Origin of the sequence: Sphingomonas sp. CFBP 13714 (assembly GCF_014842205.1) — a bacterium.
In the GTDB taxonomy this organism is placed as follows: Bacteria; Pseudomonadota; Alphaproteobacteria; order Sphingomonadales; family Sphingomonadaceae; genus Sphingomonas; species Sphingomonas aerolata.
Genome location: NZ_JACYVG010000003.1, coordinates 298,637 through 317,422, shown reverse-complemented (window position 1 = coordinate 317,422; position 18,786 = coordinate 298,637). Strand labels below are relative to the sequence as shown.

Annotated in this window: 17 protein-coding genes; 6 read left to right on the top strand and 11 right to left on the bottom strand. The window is 66.3% G+C overall.

What is annotated here, in order from left to right; translation table 11 throughout:
* Nucleotides 1-110 precede the first annotated feature (110 nt).
* Nucleotides 111-2,672: a TonB-dependent receptor plug domain-containing protein gene (locus IFT54_RS09295; RefSeq protein ID WP_192070409.1), complete on the top strand. Its 2,562-nt coding sequence runs from the start codon at nucleotides 111-113 to the stop codon at nucleotides 2,670-2,672.
* Nucleotides 2,673-2,720: 48 nt separating this feature from the next.
* On the opposite strand, the gene IFT54_RS09290 is transcribed toward IFT54_RS09295, so the two are convergent.
* Nucleotides 2,721-4,007, bottom strand: coding sequence for a glycoside hydrolase family 130 protein (locus IFT54_RS09290; protein ID WP_192070555.1), 1,287 nt, complete (start codon nucleotides 4,005-4,007; stop codon nucleotides 2,721-2,723).
* 188 nt (nucleotides 4,008-4,195) lie between these two features.
* On the opposite strand from IFT54_RS09290, the gene IFT54_RS09285 reads away from it, so the two are divergent.
* From IFT54_RS09285 to IFT54_RS09275, 3 genes are read left to right on the top strand one after another with little or no spacing between them, the layout of a single operon-like run.
* A complete protein-coding gene (locus tag IFT54_RS09285; RefSeq protein ID WP_192070408.1) occupies nucleotides 4,196-4,540 on the top strand; it encodes an iron transporter in 345 nt (114 codons plus the stop codon).
* Between the two features lie 26 nt (nucleotides 4,541-4,566).
* Nucleotides 4,567-6,090, top strand: a complete 1,524-nt coding sequence (locus IFT54_RS09280; protein ID WP_244648765.1) for a PepSY-associated TM helix domain-containing protein — start codon at nucleotides 4,567-4,569, stop codon at nucleotides 6,088-6,090.
* Nucleotides 6,083-6,421, top strand: coding sequence for a hypothetical protein (locus tag IFT54_RS09275; protein ID WP_159510748.1), 339 nt, complete (start codon nucleotides 6,083-6,085; stop codon nucleotides 6,419-6,421). Before IFT54_RS09280 ends, IFT54_RS09275 begins: the two co-directional genes overlap by 8 nt.
* An 85-nt stretch (nucleotides 6,422-6,506) precedes the next feature.
* Here IFT54_RS09275 and IFT54_RS09270 read toward each other — a convergent pair whose 3' ends face one another.
* On the bottom strand, nucleotides 6,507-7,115 hold the full coding sequence (locus tag IFT54_RS09270; protein WP_192070406.1) for a hypothetical protein: 609 nt from the start codon (nucleotides 7,113-7,115) through the stop codon (nucleotides 6,507-6,509).
* A 122-nt stretch (nucleotides 7,116-7,237) separates the two neighbouring features.
* Between IFT54_RS09270 and IFT54_RS09265 the strand changes: the two genes are divergently transcribed.
* Complete coding sequence (locus tag IFT54_RS09265) at nucleotides 7,238-7,906, top strand: response regulator (RefSeq protein ID WP_192070405.1); 669 nt, start codon at nucleotides 7,238-7,240, stop codon at nucleotides 7,904-7,906.
* Nucleotides 7,903-9,219 carry a sensor histidine kinase gene (locus IFT54_RS09260; protein ID WP_244648763.1) on the top strand — a complete coding sequence of 439 codons (1,317 nt, stop codon included), beginning with the start codon at nucleotides 7,903-7,905 and terminating at the stop codon, nucleotides 9,217-9,219. The genes IFT54_RS09265 and IFT54_RS09260 overlap by 4 nt, the downstream gene beginning before the upstream one ends.
* Nucleotides 9,220-9,221: 2 nt before the next feature.
* On the opposite strand, the gene IFT54_RS09255 is transcribed toward IFT54_RS09260, so the two are convergent.
* From IFT54_RS09255 to IFT54_RS09215, 9 genes are all read right to left on the bottom strand, one after another.
* The gene (locus IFT54_RS09255; protein ID WP_192070404.1) at nucleotides 9,222-10,058 is read right to left on the bottom strand and encodes a glycosyltransferase family 2 protein; all 837 of its coding nucleotides are present in this window, start codon (nucleotides 10,056-10,058) and stop codon (nucleotides 9,222-9,224) included.
* Nucleotides 10,055-10,633, bottom strand: coding sequence for an SAM-dependent methyltransferase (locus tag IFT54_RS09250; RefSeq protein WP_192070403.1), 579 nt, complete (start codon nucleotides 10,631-10,633; stop codon nucleotides 10,055-10,057). Before IFT54_RS09250 ends, IFT54_RS09255 begins: the two co-directional genes overlap by 4 nt.
* A complete protein-coding gene (locus tag IFT54_RS09245; protein ID WP_342354797.1) occupies nucleotides 10,617-11,309 on the bottom strand; it encodes a PIG-L deacetylase family protein in 693 nt (230 codons plus the stop codon). Before IFT54_RS09245 ends, IFT54_RS09250 begins: the two co-directional genes overlap by 17 nt.
* Nucleotides 11,306-12,409, bottom strand: coding sequence for an acyl-CoA dehydrogenase family protein (locus IFT54_RS09240; protein ID WP_192070402.1), 1,104 nt, complete (start codon nucleotides 12,407-12,409; stop codon nucleotides 11,306-11,308). Before IFT54_RS09240 ends, IFT54_RS09245 begins: the two co-directional genes overlap by 4 nt.
* Nucleotides 12,406-13,329: a glycosyltransferase gene (locus IFT54_RS09235; RefSeq protein ID WP_192070401.1), complete on the bottom strand. Its 924-nt coding sequence runs from the start codon at nucleotides 13,327-13,329 to the stop codon at nucleotides 12,406-12,408. Before IFT54_RS09235 ends, IFT54_RS09240 begins: the two co-directional genes overlap by 4 nt.
* Nucleotides 13,326-14,438 (bottom strand): glycosyltransferase family 4 protein, encoded by a 1,113-nt coding sequence (locus IFT54_RS09230; protein WP_192070400.1) that lies wholly within the window; start codon nucleotides 14,436-14,438, stop codon nucleotides 13,326-13,328. The genes IFT54_RS09235 and IFT54_RS09230 overlap by 4 nt, the downstream gene beginning before the upstream one ends.
* Nucleotides 14,439-14,552: 114 nt before the next feature.
* Nucleotides 14,553-15,194: a maleylacetoacetate isomerase gene (gene maiA, locus IFT54_RS09225; protein ID WP_192070399.1), complete on the bottom strand. Its 642-nt coding sequence runs from the start codon at nucleotides 15,192-15,194 to the stop codon at nucleotides 14,553-14,555.
* Nucleotides 15,191-16,489 carry a homogentisate 1,2-dioxygenase gene (gene hmgA, locus IFT54_RS09220; protein ID WP_192070398.1) on the bottom strand — a complete coding sequence of 433 codons (1,299 nt, stop codon included), beginning with the start codon at nucleotides 16,487-16,489 and terminating at the stop codon, nucleotides 15,191-15,193. Before hmgA ends, maiA begins: the two co-directional genes overlap by 4 nt.
* 87 nt (nucleotides 16,490-16,576) lie before the next feature.
* A complete protein-coding gene (locus tag IFT54_RS09215) occupies nucleotides 16,577-18,703 on the bottom strand; it encodes a malate synthase G (RefSeq protein WP_244648753.1) in 2,127 nt (708 codons plus the stop codon).
* Nucleotides 18,704-18,786 lie beyond the last annotated feature (83 nt).

Here is an 18,786-nt window from a genome sequence, read left to right as displayed (position 1 = left end):
GACAAAGGATTGATTTCGGCACGGCCAGTATTGCGTGAGCAAACGACGTAAATCGTCGATTGACTTGGGGGAAGGATCCGAAAAGGCGCTCACCATTCGGGGGTAGCCTAATGAAGATCGCTCATCATATCTCGCGTCACGCCTTGATCGTCGCCCTTGCCGCTGGAGGGCATGTTTCCGCCAGTGCCCAAGAGCTTGCCCAGACGACAAACCCCGCCACGGTAGGATCGGCCAGCCCGCCGACAAGTGATGCGTCCGACGACATCCCCGACGACATCATCGTGACGGGGACGCGTGCGACCGGCATTACTGCTGCCGAAAGCGCGGCGCCGATCAAGGTGCTTGATGCCGACATGATGAGCCATGTCGGCCAGCCCAATCTGAACCAGATCCTGACGCAGCTGGTCCCGTCCTTCACCGCGCAGGCATTTGGCGGCGACACCGCGAACCTGACGCTGTCCGCGCGGTTGCGCGGGTTGAGCCTCAACCACACGCTCGTGCTCGTCAACGGCAAGCGCCGGCATGGCACCGCCAACCTCGCGGTGCTCGGCGGGCCCTATCAGGGGGCCGCGACCGCGGATCTCGACCTGATCTGCCCCTCGTCGATCAAGCGGATCGAGGTTCTGGAAGACGGCGCGGCGGCCCAATATGGCTCGGATGCGATCGCCGGGGTGATCAACATCATCCTCAAGGACGGCGATACGGGCGGCGATGGCTATGCGACCGTGGGCGAGAACTACCAGACGGGCGGGCGGACCTATGCCGGGACGCTGCATCTCGCGACGAAGATCGGCGAGGACGGGTTCCTCAACGTGACGGCCTTTCACCGCTATCACGATTTCACGCAGGTCGGCGGGCTCGACCGGCGGGTGACGGACGGTGATGGCAAGTTGCTGACCGGCACGACGTCGCCGGCGCTCAGCCCCCTGCAACAGCAGCTCTACCCGAATATTTCGGGCTTCCCGTACGTCAATCGGATCAACGGTGATGCGCAATCCCGCCTTACCAACCTGCAATTTAACAGCGCCTACGACTTCGGCGCGGCGGAGGTTTACAGTTTCGGCACCTATTCGAAGCGGATCGCCAGCGCGTACGAAAACCTGCGCGTACCGACGCGGGTCTCGCGGACGGTCGGCGGGGTCACGACCTATTTCGATCCTGACGGCGACAGCCCGGTCAACGGCTTTTCACCGCGCGAGAAGATCCGCGAGGACGACATGGCGTTTACCGGCGGGGTTCGCGGACTGCTGAGCGGTTTCAATTACGACCTGTCGACCAGTTTCGGGCAGGACAAGAACCTGATCTACACCGTCGATTCCGCCAACGCCTCGCTCTACGCGGATACCGGATTTACGCCGACGAGCTTCTATAACGGCTTCTTCAAGGCGACCGAGTTCACCGCGAACGCCGATGTCACCCGCGAGATCGCGGTGGGCATGGCGGCCCCGCTGAACCTCGCATTCGGCGCGGAGTATCGGAAGAACGTGTACGAGATCGGCTCGGGCGATGCCGCATCGATCTACAAGGAGGGCGGGCAATCCTATCCCGGGTTTCGGCCATCCGATGCAGGCGTGAACGGCCGCAACAGCCAGGCGGCCTATGTCGATGTCGCGATGATGCCGATCGACGGGCTGAAGGTCGATGTTGCCGGACGCTATGAACATTATTCCGATTTCGGCAGCAAGTTCATCTACAAGGGGACGAGCCGCTACGACTTTTCGGACGCGTTCGCACTTCGCGGCACGGTCTCGACCGGGTTCCGGGCGCCGACGCTCGCGGAATCCTATTATTCCGCGACCAATGTCTCGCCGACGTCTGCGTTCGTGCAGGTGCCGGCCAATTCCGCCGCGGCCAAGCTCCTGGGGTTTGCCAATCTCAAGCCGGAGAAATCGACCAATTTCAGCCTGGGTACCGTGCTGCGTCCGGCGCCACGCCTGACGATCACGCTCGACGCCTATCAGGTCAAGATCCGCGACCGCATCCTCGGGACCGGCTCTCTGTACGGCAGCGGTGGTGCGACCAACTTCCCGATCGTGACCGCGGCCATTCGGGCGAACGGCAACATCCTCGACCCGACCGTCAATCAGACCGGGATCAACATCTTCACCAACGGCGCGGACACGCGGACGCGCGGCATCGATCTGGTGGCGAGCTACGTCACCGATCTTGCCGACTATGGCAAAGTGAACTGGATGCTGTCGGGCAACTATAACGAGACCAAGGCTCTCAGGCTGAATGCGGCGCCTGCGACGCTCGGCGGCATCCCGCTTTTCGACCAGGAGGCGATCAGCTATCTCGAGACGGCGTCGCCCAAGACCAAGGTGATCGGTTCGATCGTCTATGCGCTCGACAAGTTCGGTGCGACGCTGCGCGGGACCGTCTACGGCAAGACGACGGCGTATCTGACCCCGGATGGCGGCGCATATTACAAGCAGACCGTCGGGTCGGCGTTCATCGGCGACGTCGAACTCAACTACGATCTGACCGCCGCACTCAAGCTGTCGGTCGGTGCAAACAACCTGTTCAACAAGCGGCCGCCGACCGTCGGGCTGGTGCCGGGGTCGACCAACTCGCTGGTCAACGACGCCAATGTTCTCGACGGGCCGCTGACGTTCAGTCCCTACGGCATCAACGGCGGCTATTATTACGCGCGCTTCAATATTACCTTCTGACGAGATCGGGCGCGGCGCTCGGCGGCCGCGCCCGAACCTGCCTGTGCGTCAGGCGGGTGCCATGACCGACAGGATATCATCGACCTGTGCGGTGGCGAACGCGGTATATTCGTCGCCGATCGCATAGGGCAGCAGGATGCGGCGCCCCTGCAGCAGGCCGCCGCAGCTATAGGTGACGTTGGGCACATAGCCGCCACGCTGCTCCGCGCTCGGGAACAGGAGCGGGGAGGGCGTGCGCGCCAGCACGCGGCTGGGGTCCGCCTTGTCGAGCAGGCACGCGCCGATGCAATAGCCGCGGACCATGCCGACGCCGTGGGTGAAGACCAGCCAGCCCTCGTCGATCTCGATCGGGGATCCGCAATTGCCGAGCTGCACGAATTCCCACGGATATTTCGGTGCCATGATCGGCGTCCCGCGCTCCCAGGTGTAAAGATCGTCCGAGCGGAGCAGCCAGATCGTCTCGCTGTCCTGCCGCCCGAGCATCACGAACTGGCCATCGATCCGGCGCGGGAACAGCGCCATGCCCTTGTAGCCGGTCATGGCGCCGGCGAGGGGGCGCATTTCGAAGGTCCGCATGTCGACGCCGCGGAGCATTTCCTGCTGAACCTTGCGTCCGTCGAACGCGGTATAGGTCCCGATGATGCTGCGAACACCGTCATGATCGGTAAAATTGACGAGGCGCAGATCCTCGACCCCCTGGCGCTGGCTGGGCAGGACGGGAAAGATGACCGTTTCCGACGCATCCTGGCTGTCGTCACACAAGAGCCGGACCCAGCCATCTTGGTTGCGGTCGATTCGTGGCGGCACACCATGCGGGCTCGCGGGATCGATCACGAGGCGATCGTCGGGTCCCCATTCGCCGGTGCGGAACGTGACCGAGGAGATATGTCCTTCGCCGATACCGCGCAACGACAGCACGAACTTGACGCTGCCCGTGGCCGATGCGGGTTCGTCGTCGATCCGCGCGATGCTCGGATTGAAAAGGGCCGCCGACTCGAACGCATATTCCTGACTGAAATAGGCGCCCAGCAGCAGCGCCTCGTCGGCGTCGATGTCGCCGATATCAAGCTCGTCTTGAACCTCGGCAAAGCGGCGGCGGAAGACGTCATCGGCATTGCGATGCCGCTCCTCCATCGGTTTCGCCAGCAGTTCGACCATGCGTTTGCGCAGCGCGGGGTCGAGTGCCATCACCCGCTGCGCCACCGTTTGCGCGCGCGATGGACGATCGGCCGCAAATGCCTCGGGATAGCTGAAGCTGAACGGGCGGATTACCGTTCGCGAAGGATCGGGCTTGAGTTCGATCTCAAGCTTCTTGAAGACGTTGGCAGCTTCCATGCGCGGACCTTTCATCGGGCGGCGTCCTGCATGCGCACACCCTTGCCCCGTTCAGCGATAGACCGCGCGTTTATATCCATGGATCGCATCGCCGCGGCGGATTTCCCTGTGACCTGCTGCTCTCGGACCTGACCGGAAATCGTCCAACAACTTTGCTATTGATAACCACTCGCAAACTTCTGTAGGGCATGACCATGCAGGCCACCCCGCAGCGCACGCCGGACCTAGGGCGAACGGCAACGTCGCCGCGGCGTCGGTTGCGTCCTGCGGTCGTGCCGATGATTGCCCGGATCGGGACCGCGCTGGTCGGCGGCTATGTCCTGGCCTCCGCGGTTGCGACGCTGATCGCACGCCTGCTGCCGGTGGACCGTGCCGAGGCCACCAGCTGGGGAATGATCCTCTCGTTCCTGGTCTACGCAATCGCCGTGCTCTGGAGCTTTCACGAGCCCCGCGTGATGCGCGTCATGCTCGGCATCTGGGGCGGCAGTGTGGCGATCGGTCTGGTACTGGCCTTGCTCGGCGTCCGCTCATGACGGCTGCGTTGCCGCTACGGCAGAGCATGGCGTGGATCCATGGGTGGCTGGGGTTGCTCGCGGGATGGCTGTTGTTCGCGATGTTCCTGACGGGGACGGCAAGCTATTTCCGGCCCGAGATCACCCAGTGGATGCAACCGGAAATCCCCGCGAGCACAGTGTCGCCCGCGCAGGCCGCGCAAGGCGCGATGACCTATCTCCAGGGGATCGGCGCGGGTGACGACGTCCAGTGGTTCCTCTATCTTCCCGATGCCCGCTCGGCGGTGACGCGCGTGTTCGAGCAGCGGAGTCCGACGTCGACGGCACCGCCACGTCCCGCCGAACTCACGCTCGATCCCCGCAGCGGGGAGCCGGTCCGTGCGCGCGAAACGCGCGGCGGCGAGCATTTCTATCGGTTCCACTTCCAGCTTCAGCTGCCCTATCCCTGGGGGCGCTGGCTGGCCGGGCTGTGTGCGATGGTGATGCTGGCAGCGATCGTGTCGGGGGTGATCACGCACAAGCGGATCTTTGCCGATTTCTTCACGCTGCGCTGGAACAAGGGACAGCGGAGCTGGCTCGATGCGCATAACGTCTCGGCCGTGCTCGCGCTGCCCTATCACGCGATGATCACCTATACCGGGCTGATCACGCTGGTGGCGATGTACATGCCGTGGCCGGCGATGGTAAATTACAAGACGCCGCTCGACTACGGGGCGGTCGCATTCGGCATTCCGACCGAACGCGCCGCGACCGGTATTGCCGCCCCGCTGTTGCCGATCGGGCCGATGATCGAGAAGGCCGAAGCGGTGCTCGGCGCGCCCGCGACCCGGGTCGTGGTGCGCCATCCCAACGACCGCGCGGCAACGGTGACCGTCTATCGACATGCCGGCGTGTCGATCAATGCGCGGCTGCCATCGGTGACCTATTCGGGAAGCACCGGGCAGTTGCTCGAGCGATCGGGCGGCACCGGGCCCGCGCTGATGACCGCGGGGGTGATGCTCGGTCTGCACGTCGCGAGCTATGCGGGTACCGGGCTGCGCTGGGCCTATTGCCTGCTCGGCCTGACCGGCGCCGCAATGGTCGGTACGGGCCTGTTGCTCTGGACGACCAAGCGGCGGCGGCCGGGCGCGGCGCCGTTCCCGGGGCTGACACTCGTCGAGCGGTTGAACATCGCGGTGATTGCCGGGCTGCCGGTCGGAATGGCGGCGTATCTCCTGGCGAACCGGGTGCTTCCCGCCGATGCAGTCGGGCGCGCGGATGGCGAAGTCGCCGCGATGTTCTGGGCCTGGGGCGCGGTCGCAGTCATGCAGCTGGCCCGATCGCCGCGGCGCGCTTGGATCGAGGGCTTCGCGATCGGCGCCATCGCCTTTGCCGCAATTCCGGTCATCAATGCCGTCACGACCGCGCGCGGTCTGCCGGCCTCATTGCGTGGCGACGACCCGGTATTTGCCGGGTTCGACCTGACCATGCTCGCGATCGCCACCGTGCTGGGGATGGCAGCATGGCGTGTCGCGCATCTTCGTCCGGCGGCTCCGGTACGACGTCCTGCCCGTGGAGTGGTTCATGCTTGAAACGATCATCGTCACACTGGCGGGCTGGATGCTGCTCGCGGCCTCCGCGTTTCGCTATCGCCGGGATCTCGGGATCACCGCGCCCGGGACGATCCGGCTGTTGCGGATCGCCGCCGCCGCCGCGCTGACGCTGGCGTTCCTGCGGTGCGGGGCGCCGGTCAGCGGCGAACGCGTCGTGCGGTTTCTGGGTGGCGGCTCGATCGCGGCGGTCATCATGGTCGGCACGCTGTCGGTCGCGCCTATGTTCATGCTTAGGCCCGTCGTCCTGATCCTTGGCATGGCGCGTGCCCTACGACCTTCGAAAGACGAACACCGTACCGCTTCGGCCTGACGGCGAAAGCGGTACGGAGGGTGCCAGTCATTAGCGATCAGCCTGAGGGCTCGATCCGCCAACGTCGTGGCGGATCGCAACCATCCTAGCGGTTCACCGCCGCAGCGGGTGCGCGGGGTGACGGTTGGGCGGCGGGTGCCGGTGGCGGGGTGACACCGCTCGCGGATGGGGCGCAGCCGGGAACCGTGGCCGGCGCCATTGCACCGGGAGGGGCCAAGTTCGCGCCGCCCGGTGGCGGGGGCGGCGGACCATCGCGGCCAGGCGCACCGGGACCGCCAGGGCCGCGAGGACCACCGGGGCCATGCGGCGGCGGCCCGCCCGCGGGGCCGGCGGCGACGATCCGCCCATTCGGATCGACCAGATAGGACGCGCGCAGCTGTCCGTTGTCGTAGCGCCCCTGTACCGTCATCGTCGCACCGGCGGTGACGCCATCGCCGTTGCGACCCGCATCGATCATCGTCCGCCCGGTCGCGTCCTGAAGGACGAAGCGGTCACCGAAGATCTCGACCACACGGCCCTTTACCGTCACCACGCCGCTGGTAGCCGACAGTCGGGCGATCGCGGTCGGCGTGGTGGGTGCCATCTCGATGCCGGGCCGCGTCAGCGATACGGCGCCGGCGCCGCCTGCCACGCCCACTGCGAGCAGGGCGGCAGCGGCGAGCTTCATCCGCGTTCCGCGGTTCAGTGTGTCCATCAAACGGGGCATTCATCGTCTCCTCTTCGTGTCGATGCCCGGCTTCTAGGCGCCGGTTCCCCACGCCCCGCTGAACTTCCCCGTTCAGTTTGGGTTTAGCGTTCACAGCTAGCGAGGTCGTCATGCGTATATTGCTCGTCGAGGACGATCCCGATCTCGGCCCCGCGCTCGCCAAGGCCTTGCGAGGCGAGAATTGCGCGGTCGATCTTGCCGCAAACGGCGTCGATGCGGGGCATCTGGGCGACACCGAGGCCTATGACGCCGCCGTGCTGGATCTTGGCCTGCCGGGCCGGGACGGCGTCACGATCCTGCGGGACTGGCGGGCGGCGGGGCGCGACCTTCCCGTGCTGATCCTCACCGCGCGCGACGGATGGTCGGACAAGGTGGCGGGGTTCAAGGCGGGGGCCGATGACTTCATGACCAAGCCGTTCCGCGTCGAGGAATTGGTCATGCGGCTGCGTGCGCTGGTGCGCCGGGCGGCGGGGCATGGCGCCACGCGGCTCGAATGCGGTCCGCTCGCGTTCGAGACGCAGACCGGCCAGTTCGAGCTCGACGGCTTGCCGATCAAGCTGACTGCGCTCGAATGGCGGGTGCTGTCGGCGCTGATGCTGTCGAAGGACGCGGTGATCGAGCGCCTGGCGCTGATGGAGCGTGTCTATGAGGGCGATGCGGACGTCGATTCGAACAGCCTCGAGGTGATCGTAGGTCGCCTGCGCAAGAAGATCGGCGCATCGCTGATCGATACCGTCCGCGGCCGGGGTTACCGGCTCGCGACGCCGGCACCCCGATGACGCTGATCCCGCGGTCGATCCATGGGCGGATGCTTGGCCTTTCACTGCTTGCCACCCTCGTTGCACTTTTGGTCGCGGGTGCGGCGATCGCCGGCGTGCTGCAGCGGTTCGTCACCCAGGGGCTCGACCAGCGGCTCGATGCCGAATTGTCGCTGCTTGCCGGTGCGGTCGATGGCGATGGGCGGATCGACCGGGTGCGACTGACACGGCTTCGTGGCCTGCTCGATGCCGGCCCCGGCTGGCAATGGCAGATCAGCGGCCCGGTGCAGACCGTAAGTTCCGCCGAGTTTCCGGCGCTGCGGACGCCCGGCCCGGCACCGCGAGACGCGCTGCGCAGAGAAGGGGAGGAGCGTCCGCAACCCCTGGAGGGACGCGACGGGGTCCATGCTCGACAGATTTCGATCGCGACGGACGCGGGGCCTGTGGTGCTGACCGCAGCGGCACCGCGCGACGTCGTCGCCCGACCGATCCAGGCGGCGGTGGTGCCGTTGCTTGCGACGCTTGGCATCCTTGGCATCCTGCTGGGCGTTGCGACGCTGGTGCAGGTGCGGATCGGGTTGCGACCGCTGCGCGCGTTGCGCGACGGTGTAGCCGCGATGCGCAGAGGGGCCACCAGTGTGTCCGAAGCGCAGCCCGACGAGCTTCGTCCGCTCGCGATCGAACTGAACGCACTCGCGCGGGACAACGCGTCGGCGCTCGCGACCGCGCGCGCGTCGGCGGCTAATCTGGCGCATGCGCTGAAAACCCCGGTCGCGACGCTTGCGCTAACGGTGCGTGACGATCCCGCCCAGGCGGCGCAGCTTGCCCGGATCGACGCAACGATCCGGCATCATCTTGCCCGGGCACGCAACATCGCCGGCGGTTATGCGAGCAGCACCGCACTCGCCCCCGCGATCGCCGATCTGGTGTCGACTATCCGGCGGCTGAGGATGGAACGCGGCGTCGTGATCGATGCGGCGATCGATCCCGAGCTGCACGTCGCGGTCGATGCCGCGGATCTCGACGAGATGGCGGGCAATCTAATCGACAATGCCGCGCGGCATGCGCGAACGACGGTGCGTGTCGCCGCGAGGGTCGATCAGGGCATGATCCGGCTCAGCATCGTCGACGATGGACCGGGCATCGCGCTGGCGGACCGTCAGCGGGCGACGGACGCTGGCGTGCGGCTCGACGAACGTGAGGACGGCCATGGGTTCGGCCTTGCGATCGCGCGCGAGCTCGCGGCGCTGTATGGCGGCGTGCTGGTCCTCGACGATGCCGCGGGCGGCGGGCTTTGCGCGTCGGTCACATTGCCGATTAGTGCTGCCGTCTAGGATTAGACCACATGCGCGGCGATCAGGTCCGCGGCGTTTGGACGGCGCAGGATGCGGATGCCGTCGTCGCGATAGTCGACCAGCCCCATCGCGACAAAGGCGTCGAGCCAGCCCTGCATCGGCCACCAGCCCCAGCGCGCATGGAATATCGTCGCGTTGCGGACGATGTCGTCGAGATGCTGGACGGGCGGATCATAGCTGTCGTGATATTGATGACAGGCGATCGCACCGCCGACGAAGATCAGCGGGGTTTGTGCACGTTCGGCACGAAAGCCGAAATCGGTGTCTTCCGCGCCATAGCCGACGAAAGCCTCGTCGAAGCCGCCCAGTTCCTCGAACCGCGACCGGCGGATCGCGAACGCTAGCGACCAGAACAGGCCGGGATTGGTTTCGCGCCGCGTGCCCGTTGCGGGAAAACTGCGCACCGGATGTCGCCGCCCGGTCGCCAGCAGGACCTCTTCGTTCCACGTCGAACGCGCGTCGTCGGGTCCGAGATAGCGGATATCCGCGCAGAGCAACGCATCGTCCTCATCGAGTACCGCACCCATCCTGCCGAGGCACTGCGCCATCGGGATACAGTCGACGTCGAGAAACAGCAGATGTGCGGATGTCGCGTGCCGTGCTGCAAGGTTGCGCGCGGCGGCAAGCGCGAGGGTGCCGGTCTGCAGCCGATGGACGTAGACGGGGAAGGGCGCCTCCGGCTGCGCGACCGGGGTGCTGCTCATGTCGACGACGATCAGTTCGGCGGGGGCGACCGCGCTCCGTTTCAGGCCCTCGATCAGCTGGATCAGATGGGGTTCGCGGTCCTTCACGAGGGTCAGGACGGAGAGCGGCGTCATCGCAGGGACCACAGGTCGAGGCGGTACGCGTCTTTTCGTTCGGCGCGCTCGACCGCGACGCCGCCGAGCCGATCCCGTAGCTTGGTGACGGCTGCGTCGCCGGTCTGTGGATAGTCGGTATCGCCTGTCCAATGCACGAGTATGATCCGGCAATCGGGCGTAGCGCTGGCGTGGATCGCGGCGGCTGCGCGCTCGATATCCGCGTCGTCCCAGTAATAGACGACCTCCGACAGCACGACGAGATCGAACGCGCCGTCGGGTGACTCGGCCGGAAAGCTACAGCGGGTGATCGTGACATTGGGCAATGCGGCGCAGCGCGATTGGGCAAGCTCGACCGCGCGCAGGCTAATGTCGATCGAGGTCAGGGTATCGCACAAAGGCGCAAGCCGAGCGGTCAGCACGCCGTGGGCGCAGCCGATCTCCAAGGCCGAACGATAGCGCCGATCGTCGATCGCGGCGATCGTCGCATCGAACTTTGCGGCTTCATACGGGCTCGAGGCGAGCGACCAGGGATCATCGTCGCCGGTGAAGACGTCGTCGAAATAGCGCGCGTCGAGGCTATGGTCGGGTCGCATGTCGGTTCGCCAGATAGAGGAGGTCCGTTCCCGGCATCCGCTGCTGCGCGCGCGGCAGGCGAAAGCCGTCGCCCATCAATCCGGTCAGCTGGCTGCGGTGCGTGCGGAGCGCGGCGCTGCGCCGGCCGGTCGGCATTGCCGCGGTGCGGAGGACGCGCTTCCCTTCGGGGCGTTCGCCCCAGACGGCATATTCGAAGATCGCGACCGGCCTGCGCGCCGCGTGCGCGGCCTGCACCGCAAGCGTGAAGCACGCGGCATGATCGCAATGCGGCTCGCCTGCCGCCGTAGTCGCGATCGCGTCGACCGCGTACCGGCGCAACACACCCGCCAGTTGCCGGACGGACCGACGGAACGCGGCGCTTCCGGGGCGGTGGGGGTTTGCATCGTGCCAGTCGAGAAACCGCGGGACGATCCGCCGTTCGCCGGTCAGCAGCGCGACGGCATGCCGTGCCTCACCGCGTCGTCGCCGGATGAGCGCGCTACGGTCCGCCGGCGTCGGGCAGGGATGCGAACCCGATCCGTCGGTCAGGATCATCACACCGGCAAGGCTATTGCGCGCTGCCGTATCCGCGATCAATGCCCCTGTACCGAGCGTCTCGTCATCGGCGTGCGGCGCCAGCACCAGCCACCGCGCGCTGCGCCACGGACTTCGGCTCAGCGCCGTCGCGGCGATCACCACAAGCGGTCGTCCGCGCCCCAGACGTCGCGGTCGAGCCAGGCGAGCGCCGCCTGATCGCGCGCATAATCAGGGCCTGCCTGACGCAGATAGAGGCTAAGGTCGCGGCTGATCTTGTCCGCACGCTCACCATCAAACGCGCTGCGCGTACCAAGCAGACGCGCGGTGGCTTCCATGACGTCAAGCGCGGCACGTTCGACGACCCCGCGAGTCATCTGGACGAAGATCGTGGCGTCGGCCTCCTCACGCGCGGCACGTCCCGCAGCCTCGCGGATCCACAGATAGGCGGTGCGCGCGGCAACGACCGCCTCGGCGAAGCGCGCACGCTGGACGGGATCGCCGCGTGCAGTATCGGACAAGGCTCGCCGGGTCTCGGTCAGCAGCCCCTCCATGCCGCCAAGCTGGACTGCCAGGAACCGCCATGCCCCCGCGGTGAACCGGGGTTCGCGGTCATAGTCGCCCGGTGCGCCCAGCGTCTGCATGGCGCCGGCTGGATAGCCCGAACATTCGTAGCGACCGCTCATGCTCGCGCGCATGCCGCGCACGCGCCAGCGGGACGCGTCGGTGCGCATGGGATCATTGGCCTGGATGACGACGATCGGACGCTGCCCCGCCGCCGGACGCGCAGTGACGATCGCGTAATCGATACCCCCGGCACCGCTTGCGAAGTGCTTCGCCCCATCGAGCACGGGGCCGTCGGGACTGTCGACCACCGCGACGCCGGGAGGAGGTTCGGTCGCCCAGACGCCGAACCATGCACCGCGGTCGAGTTCGGTATCGAGCCAGGCAAGTTGATCCGCCGATGCATACCAGTCGAACAGCGCGAGCGCGTTGACATGGCCTTCGAACAGCCGCCCGACGCTGAGGTCGCCGCGTCCGACCGTCCGCAGCGCATCGAGCAGTTCATCCGGCGCACCATTGGCCTGGCCGCCCAGTGCACGCGGGGCGAACCGCCGGTGCAGGCCGTGGCGGACCAGTGCGGCCATGCTGTCCGCGGGAAACATCGGGGCGGCATCATAACGCTCCCCGCAGGACGCGAGCGTCTCGACGAGGTCGAGGGACCGCGTCGCGGGGGCCGGCCGTGCAGTCGGGCCACTCATCGGTCGAGCCCCAGCGGCATGTCGCAGCGCATCGGCGGGAGCAGGGGTTCATCGCGCGCGACTCCTCCATCACCACCCGGCTGGTCGCGGCGCATCCGTCGCCACGCCGCGCGTGCGCGCCACTGATCGAACGACGGCAGAAACGTGGGCTCGCCGCGCGCCACGCGATCGGACAGCGCCTGCATATGGTCCGCCATGCCCCCGGTCGCGCGACCGATGGTGCGCGCGGACACGCGGGTCCACACACTTATCGGATGACCGAGCCGACCACCTGCCGCGACCGCCGCCTCGACCAGTGCGCGGTCTTCCCCGGCGGGGATAGCGGGGACACCGCCCGCCGCACGGTAGAGCGGGGCAAGAATCGCCAGGCTCGCGCCGGTATGATCGCCGTGACGGGGCGCCGGATCCCAGCGGCACGGATCGATGTCGTCCTCGATCGCGCGAACACACGCCCAGTAGCGGTCGAGCTTGACCTGCATCGCATCCATGTCCGCCGCGAGCGGTTCGGCATCGTCGACGACGATCCGGCCGCCAACGATATCGAGCCCCGCGTCGATGGCGCGAAGCATCGCCGAGATCCAGTCGGACGGCGGCCGGGTATCGGCATCGGTGGAGATGAGAACGCCGCGATCCGGATCGATGCGTGCCAAGCCAGCCTCCATAGCCAGGCGTCGTGCGGTGCCGGCGTGCGCACGCTCGGGCGGAAGATCGTGGCACGCTACGGCGAGATGCAGTCGCTCGCCCCAGGCGGCCTGTGCCCGGGCCACCGCGGCGACGCTGTCATCGACGGTGTTATTGATCAAGATCGAGACGCGGATCGGTCCATCTACGTCCTGCCGCGCAAGGGCGTCGAGCAGAATTGGCAGGCGGTCTGCCTCGTCACGCGCGGGCACGCACACGCAAAAGCGGGCGTCCGTCATGCCGCCCCCGCCAACGTGATCGGATAGTCAGACGCGCGGCCCCGTGCGGCGTGGCGTGTCGGCTGGATCATCTCTTCGTATAAATCCTCATAGCGGTCGATCATGACGTCGGCGTCGCAGATCGCCTCCGCGCGCAGGCGGCAGGCGGGGCGGTCGAGCAGCACCGCCCGCCGCGCGGCATCGGCGAGCGATGCGACATCGTCCGCGCGTGCGAGCGTGCCACAGGACTCGTCGAGGAGCGCCGGAATCGCGCCGCGCGCAAAGGCGGCGACGGGCGTCCCCGACGCGAGGGCTTCGGCGACCACCAGCCCGAACGGCTCCTCCCAGCGGGGCGTGCAGAGAAACGCACTCGCGCCGCCGACGAGCGCGCCTAGTGCTGCATGCTCGAGATGGCCGACATGCGTGACGTCGGCGCCGAGCCGCGGCAGGATCTCGGCCGCATAGTAATCCGGATCGGAGATCGGTCCGGCGATGCGGAGCGGATAGCCTGCCAGCCTCGCCGCGTCGATCGCCAGATGAAGGCCCTTTTCGGCAACGATCCGCCCATACCAAACGAGATAGCGGTCGGGACTTGCGGCAGGTTGGAAGGGGAAACTCGCAAGGTCGATACCGTTCGGGATCGTCCGGTCGATCGGCGTCACGTGGCTCCACAGACCGCGGATCGTATCGGATACGGCAACGAAGCGCATCGATGGTGACTTGCAGAGGCGGATGCCGCTTTCCAGCCAGCAGAACGGGGGTGTGTGCAGCGTCGTGACCATCGGCGTATCGAGCGTTTCCGCCATCGAGACGGGAAGATAGTGGAGCGAGTTGTTGTGGATGACGTCGAACCGTCGATTTCTCAGCATGCTCATCAGCCGCAGATAGGCATGGTGTTCGCGAAAGAACGTCACGTCCTGCGCTTCGGCGGTGCCGGTTTCGAGAAGCGAGGTTTCGTCGCAGATTGCCTCGAGCCCCATTGCCGGATCGGATTTCATCGATGCGAATACTGTGACCGCATGTCCACGTCGGCGTAACGCGGTCGCCAACAAGTGCGTATGCATCTCGAGGCCACCGGCAAAAGGCTCGCGGATGGCATATTTGAGATGCGCAATAATCGCGATTCGCATTCCGACCCCTTCACCAGCGATCGCGATCTAAGTCGCGTCGATTCAGTGAGAAACGCATCAATTCGGCTTTTATGTCCGCTACTCGGACCGGGTTTGTGCTAATCTATATCAATACTATAGCGGGTCACGGTCAGACTGCATGTCGGGATGTGCAGCGGCGAAGGCCGGCAGGGTCGCGGCGTTCGCGGCGGCGGTGGCCAGACAGGGGTAGCGTGAGAGATCGACGGCGAAGCGTCCGGCCGCATAGACTTGCGGCACGAGATAGCAGTCGGCCAGCGTCGGCGTGGCGCCAAAGGCATAGCCGCCGCCATGACGAGCGATCTGTGGCTCGATCGCATCGAATCCCGCGGTCATCCACCGCGCGATCCAGGCCGATACCTGATCGAGCGTCGCGGCGAAATCTGTCCTGAGTGCATCAAGGATCCGCAGGTTGTTGACCGGATGAATGTCGCACCCGATCGTCGCCGCAATGCCGCGCACGATCGCGGCCTTGGTCGGATCGGCGGGCAATAGCGGCGGCGCTGGATAGGTCGCGTCGAGCCATTCGAGGATGGCAGGCGACTGCGTCAGGATCGTGCCGTCGCCAATGTCCAGCGCGGGCACCAGCCCTTGCAGGTTAAGCGCGAGATAGCGCGCGTCACGCTGCGCGCCGGTCCTGAGATCGTGCGTGCGCTGCTCATAGGAGCACTGCTTCAGGTTCAGCGCGATCCGCACGCGGTAGGAGGTTGTCGACCGCCAATAGCCGTGCAGGATCATGCCGGCAGCACCGCCTTGGGGAAATCGGCCCAGACAGCGTCATAATCGAGCTGGGCATGTTCCAGCGCATGCGGCGTCGGTCGGTAGGGCCAGCAGCTCTCGACCATGAAGGCCATGGTCCCGTCGATCTTGTACGGCTTGAGATCGGCGTTGGTTGCGGCGGTCCAGCTGTCGAGATCGGGGCCGTGGCCTGCCATCAGATTGTGCAGGCTCAGACCGCCGGGCGTGAAGCCGGCCGCCTTGGCGTCATAGGCGCCGTGGATCAGACCCATCGCCTCCGACATGACGTTGCGGTGGAACCAGGGCGGGCGGAACGTGTCCTCGGCGACCATCCAGCGCGGCGGGAAGACGACGAAATCGGCATTGGCGCGACCGGGTACGTCGGAGGGCGAGGTCAGGACGGTGAAGATCGACGGATCGGGATGGTCGAAGCTCACCGTGTTGATTGTGTTGAAGCGCGCAAGATCATAGCGCCACGGCGCCAGATTGCCGTGCCACGCCACGACGTCGAGCGGACTGTGCCCGAGCGTCGTGCACCACAGCGAGCCCATGAATTTCTGGATCACCTCGAACCGCGTGTCGCGATCCTCGAACCAGGCGACCGGCGTTTCGAAATCGCGCGGATTGGCTAGCCCGTTCGCGCCGATCGGACCTAGATCGGGCAGACGGAACAGCGCGCCATGGTTTTCCGCGACATATCCCGTTGCTTGCCCATCGGGTAGCAAAGCCCGGAAACGAACACCGCGCGGGATGAGCGCGATCTGGCCGGGCGCGACCATGATCCGCCCGAGCTCGGTCAGGAGTTCGAGCCGCCCCGCCTGGGGGATGAAGAGCAATTCGCCATCGGCATCGACAAAGACCCGCGCGGTCATATCGCGGTTGGCGGCATAGAGGTGGACCGCGACGCCCTCCAGATCCGCAGGATCGCGGGTGGCAAGCATCGTCGTCATGCCGTCGATCAGGTCGGTGCCCGGGGAGGGTGGCGCGATCGGATCCCAGCGCAGCCGGTTGGGCGCCAGTGGAGCGTCCTGCGCGCCCGCGGCAAAGCGGGCGGCGCCGTCATATCGGACATAGGGCGGATGTTCGGCGGTGGGGCGCATGCGGTACAGCCAGCTCCGCCGGTTCTCGTGACGCGGTGCGGTGAAGGCCGTGCCTGACAGCTGCTCGGTGTAAAGCCCGAAGGGGGGCCGTTGTGGCGCATTGCGGCCGACGGGCAGCGCGCCTGCGACGGCCTCGGTCGCGACATGGTTGCCGAAACCCGAAATATAGCCGGTGGCGGCCGGGTCATTGGCCATCGTAACACTCTCCTCGCGCACCCCTGTTCGACGTGCCGCGGGGGCCGGGGGTTTCAAGAAGGACGATGGCCCCCGGCTAATATGGTGTCAACTGTTACCAGTTTGTGCCGCTTTCGCCTCCTGCCGGTAGCGGTGGAGCAGGGGTTCGGTATAGCCGTTCGGCTGATCAAGCCCTTCGAAGACGAGCGCGCGCGCGGCGCGATACGCAAGGTTGGTCGCGTCGCGCCCTGCCATCGGCTGATAGTGCGGATCGGAAGCATTCTGCGCATCGACCTTGGCCGCCATCTTCACGAAGGCGGCATCGACCTCGGCGGGCGTCGCGATGCCGTGGAGCATCCAGTTCGCCATATGTTGCGAGCTGATCCGCAGAGTCGCGCGATCTTCCATCAGGCCGATGTCATGAATGTCCGGCACCTTCGAGCAGCCGACGCCCTGGTTGATCCAGCGCACGACATAGCCGAGAATGCCCTGCGCATTGTTCTCGAGCTCGTCGCGGATCTCGTCGGGGGACCAGTTATGGCCGTGTGCCAGCGGGATCGTCAGCAGCTTCTCGAGCGGCGTGACGGGCTCGCACTGTCGTGCCGCCTGCCGCGCGAAGACGTCAACGCGGTGGTAATGCGTCGCGTGGAGCGTCGCCGCGGTGGGTGAGGGGACCCAGGCGGTGTTGGCGCCGGTCATCGGGTGCGCGATCTTCTGGTCGAGCATGTCCGCCATGCGATCGGGCGCGGCCCACATGCCTTTGCCGATCTGAGCGCGACCGCTGAGGCCACAGGCGAGGCCGATCTGGACATTGCGATCCTCATAGGCGGCGATCCAGGCGCTGGCCTTCATCTCGCTCTTGCGGATCATGGGTCCGGCGCGCATCGCGGTGTGCATCTCGTCGCCCGTGCGATCGAGGAAGCCCGTGTTGATGAACACGATGCGGTCCTTCACCGCGGCGATACAGGCAGCCAGATTGGCCGAAGTGCGGCGTTCCTCGTCCATCACGCCGACCTTGATCGTGTGGCGGTCGAGGCCGAGCAGATCCTCGACCGCGTCGAACAGCCGATTGGTGAAGCCCGCTTCGTCGGGGCCGTGCATCTTCGGCTTGACGATGTAGATCGAACCCTGGCGGCTGTTCCTGAAGCGGCCGGTGCCGTTCAGATCGTGCAGCGCGATCAGTGCGGTCACGATCCCGTCGAGAATGCCCTCGGGCGCCTCTGTCCCATCGGGCAGACGGATGGCAGGCGTGGTCATCAGATGGCCGACATTGCGGACGAACAATAGGCTTCGTCCCGGCAGGACGATTTCGGAACCATCCTGCGCGGTGTAGCGCCGGTCGTGCTCCAGCGACCGGGTCAGCGTCTGGCCTCCCTTGCCGAACTGCGCCTCCAGATCGCCCTTCATCAGGCCCAGCCAATTGGCATAGGCCGCGACCTTGTCGTCGGCGTCGACCGCCGCGACCGAATCCTCGAGGTCGACGATCGTCGTCAGCGCGGATTCGAGCCGGACATCGGCAAGTCCGGCGGGGTCGGATGCGCCGATCGGATGGTCGCGATCGATGACGAGTTCGATATGCAGGCCATTGTGGCGCAACAGAATCGTGCTGCCGGCATGGCCGCGGAGCTGCTCCGGTCGTGCCATCACGGGCGGGCTGCCGTCCCAATCGGTCCATGAGCCCGTCGCAAGCGGCACGCTCGAATCAAGGAACGCCTTGGCCCAGGCGATCACCTGTGCACCGCGGTCCGGATCATAACCCCGACCCGACGGCGTTCCGGGGATCACGTCGGTGCCGTAGAGCGCGTCGTACAGACTGCCCCAGCGTGCGTTTGCGGCGTTGAGGACGAACCGGGCATTGAGGATCGGCACGACGAGTTGCGGGCCTGCCAGCCGTGCCACCTCGTCATCGACGCGGGTCGAGGTCGCGACGAACGGCGCAGGCTCCTCGACGAGATAACCGATCTCGCGAAGGAAGCGCGCCTGTGCGTCCGGATCGACGGGGCGGCCGGCAAGCGCGCCGTACCAGGCGTCGATTTTCACTTGCAGCGCGCCACGGCGAGCAAGCAGATCGCGATTTTCGGGTGCGAAGCGGGCGTAGATGTCAGCCATTCCGGACCAGAAGGCGGACGGGTCGACCCCCGTGCCGGGCAGCGCCTGGTCTTCGAGAAACCGTGCCAGCGGTGCGGCTACACGCAGCCCCGCCTTGTCGATCATGCCGTCTGACGTCGCGGTCATCGCTCTCTCCCTATCTGACGATTATCCTATACGACCGCCAGGCTGTTCGGTAGACGATCAAGTGTTGAAGCTGTCGATCACTG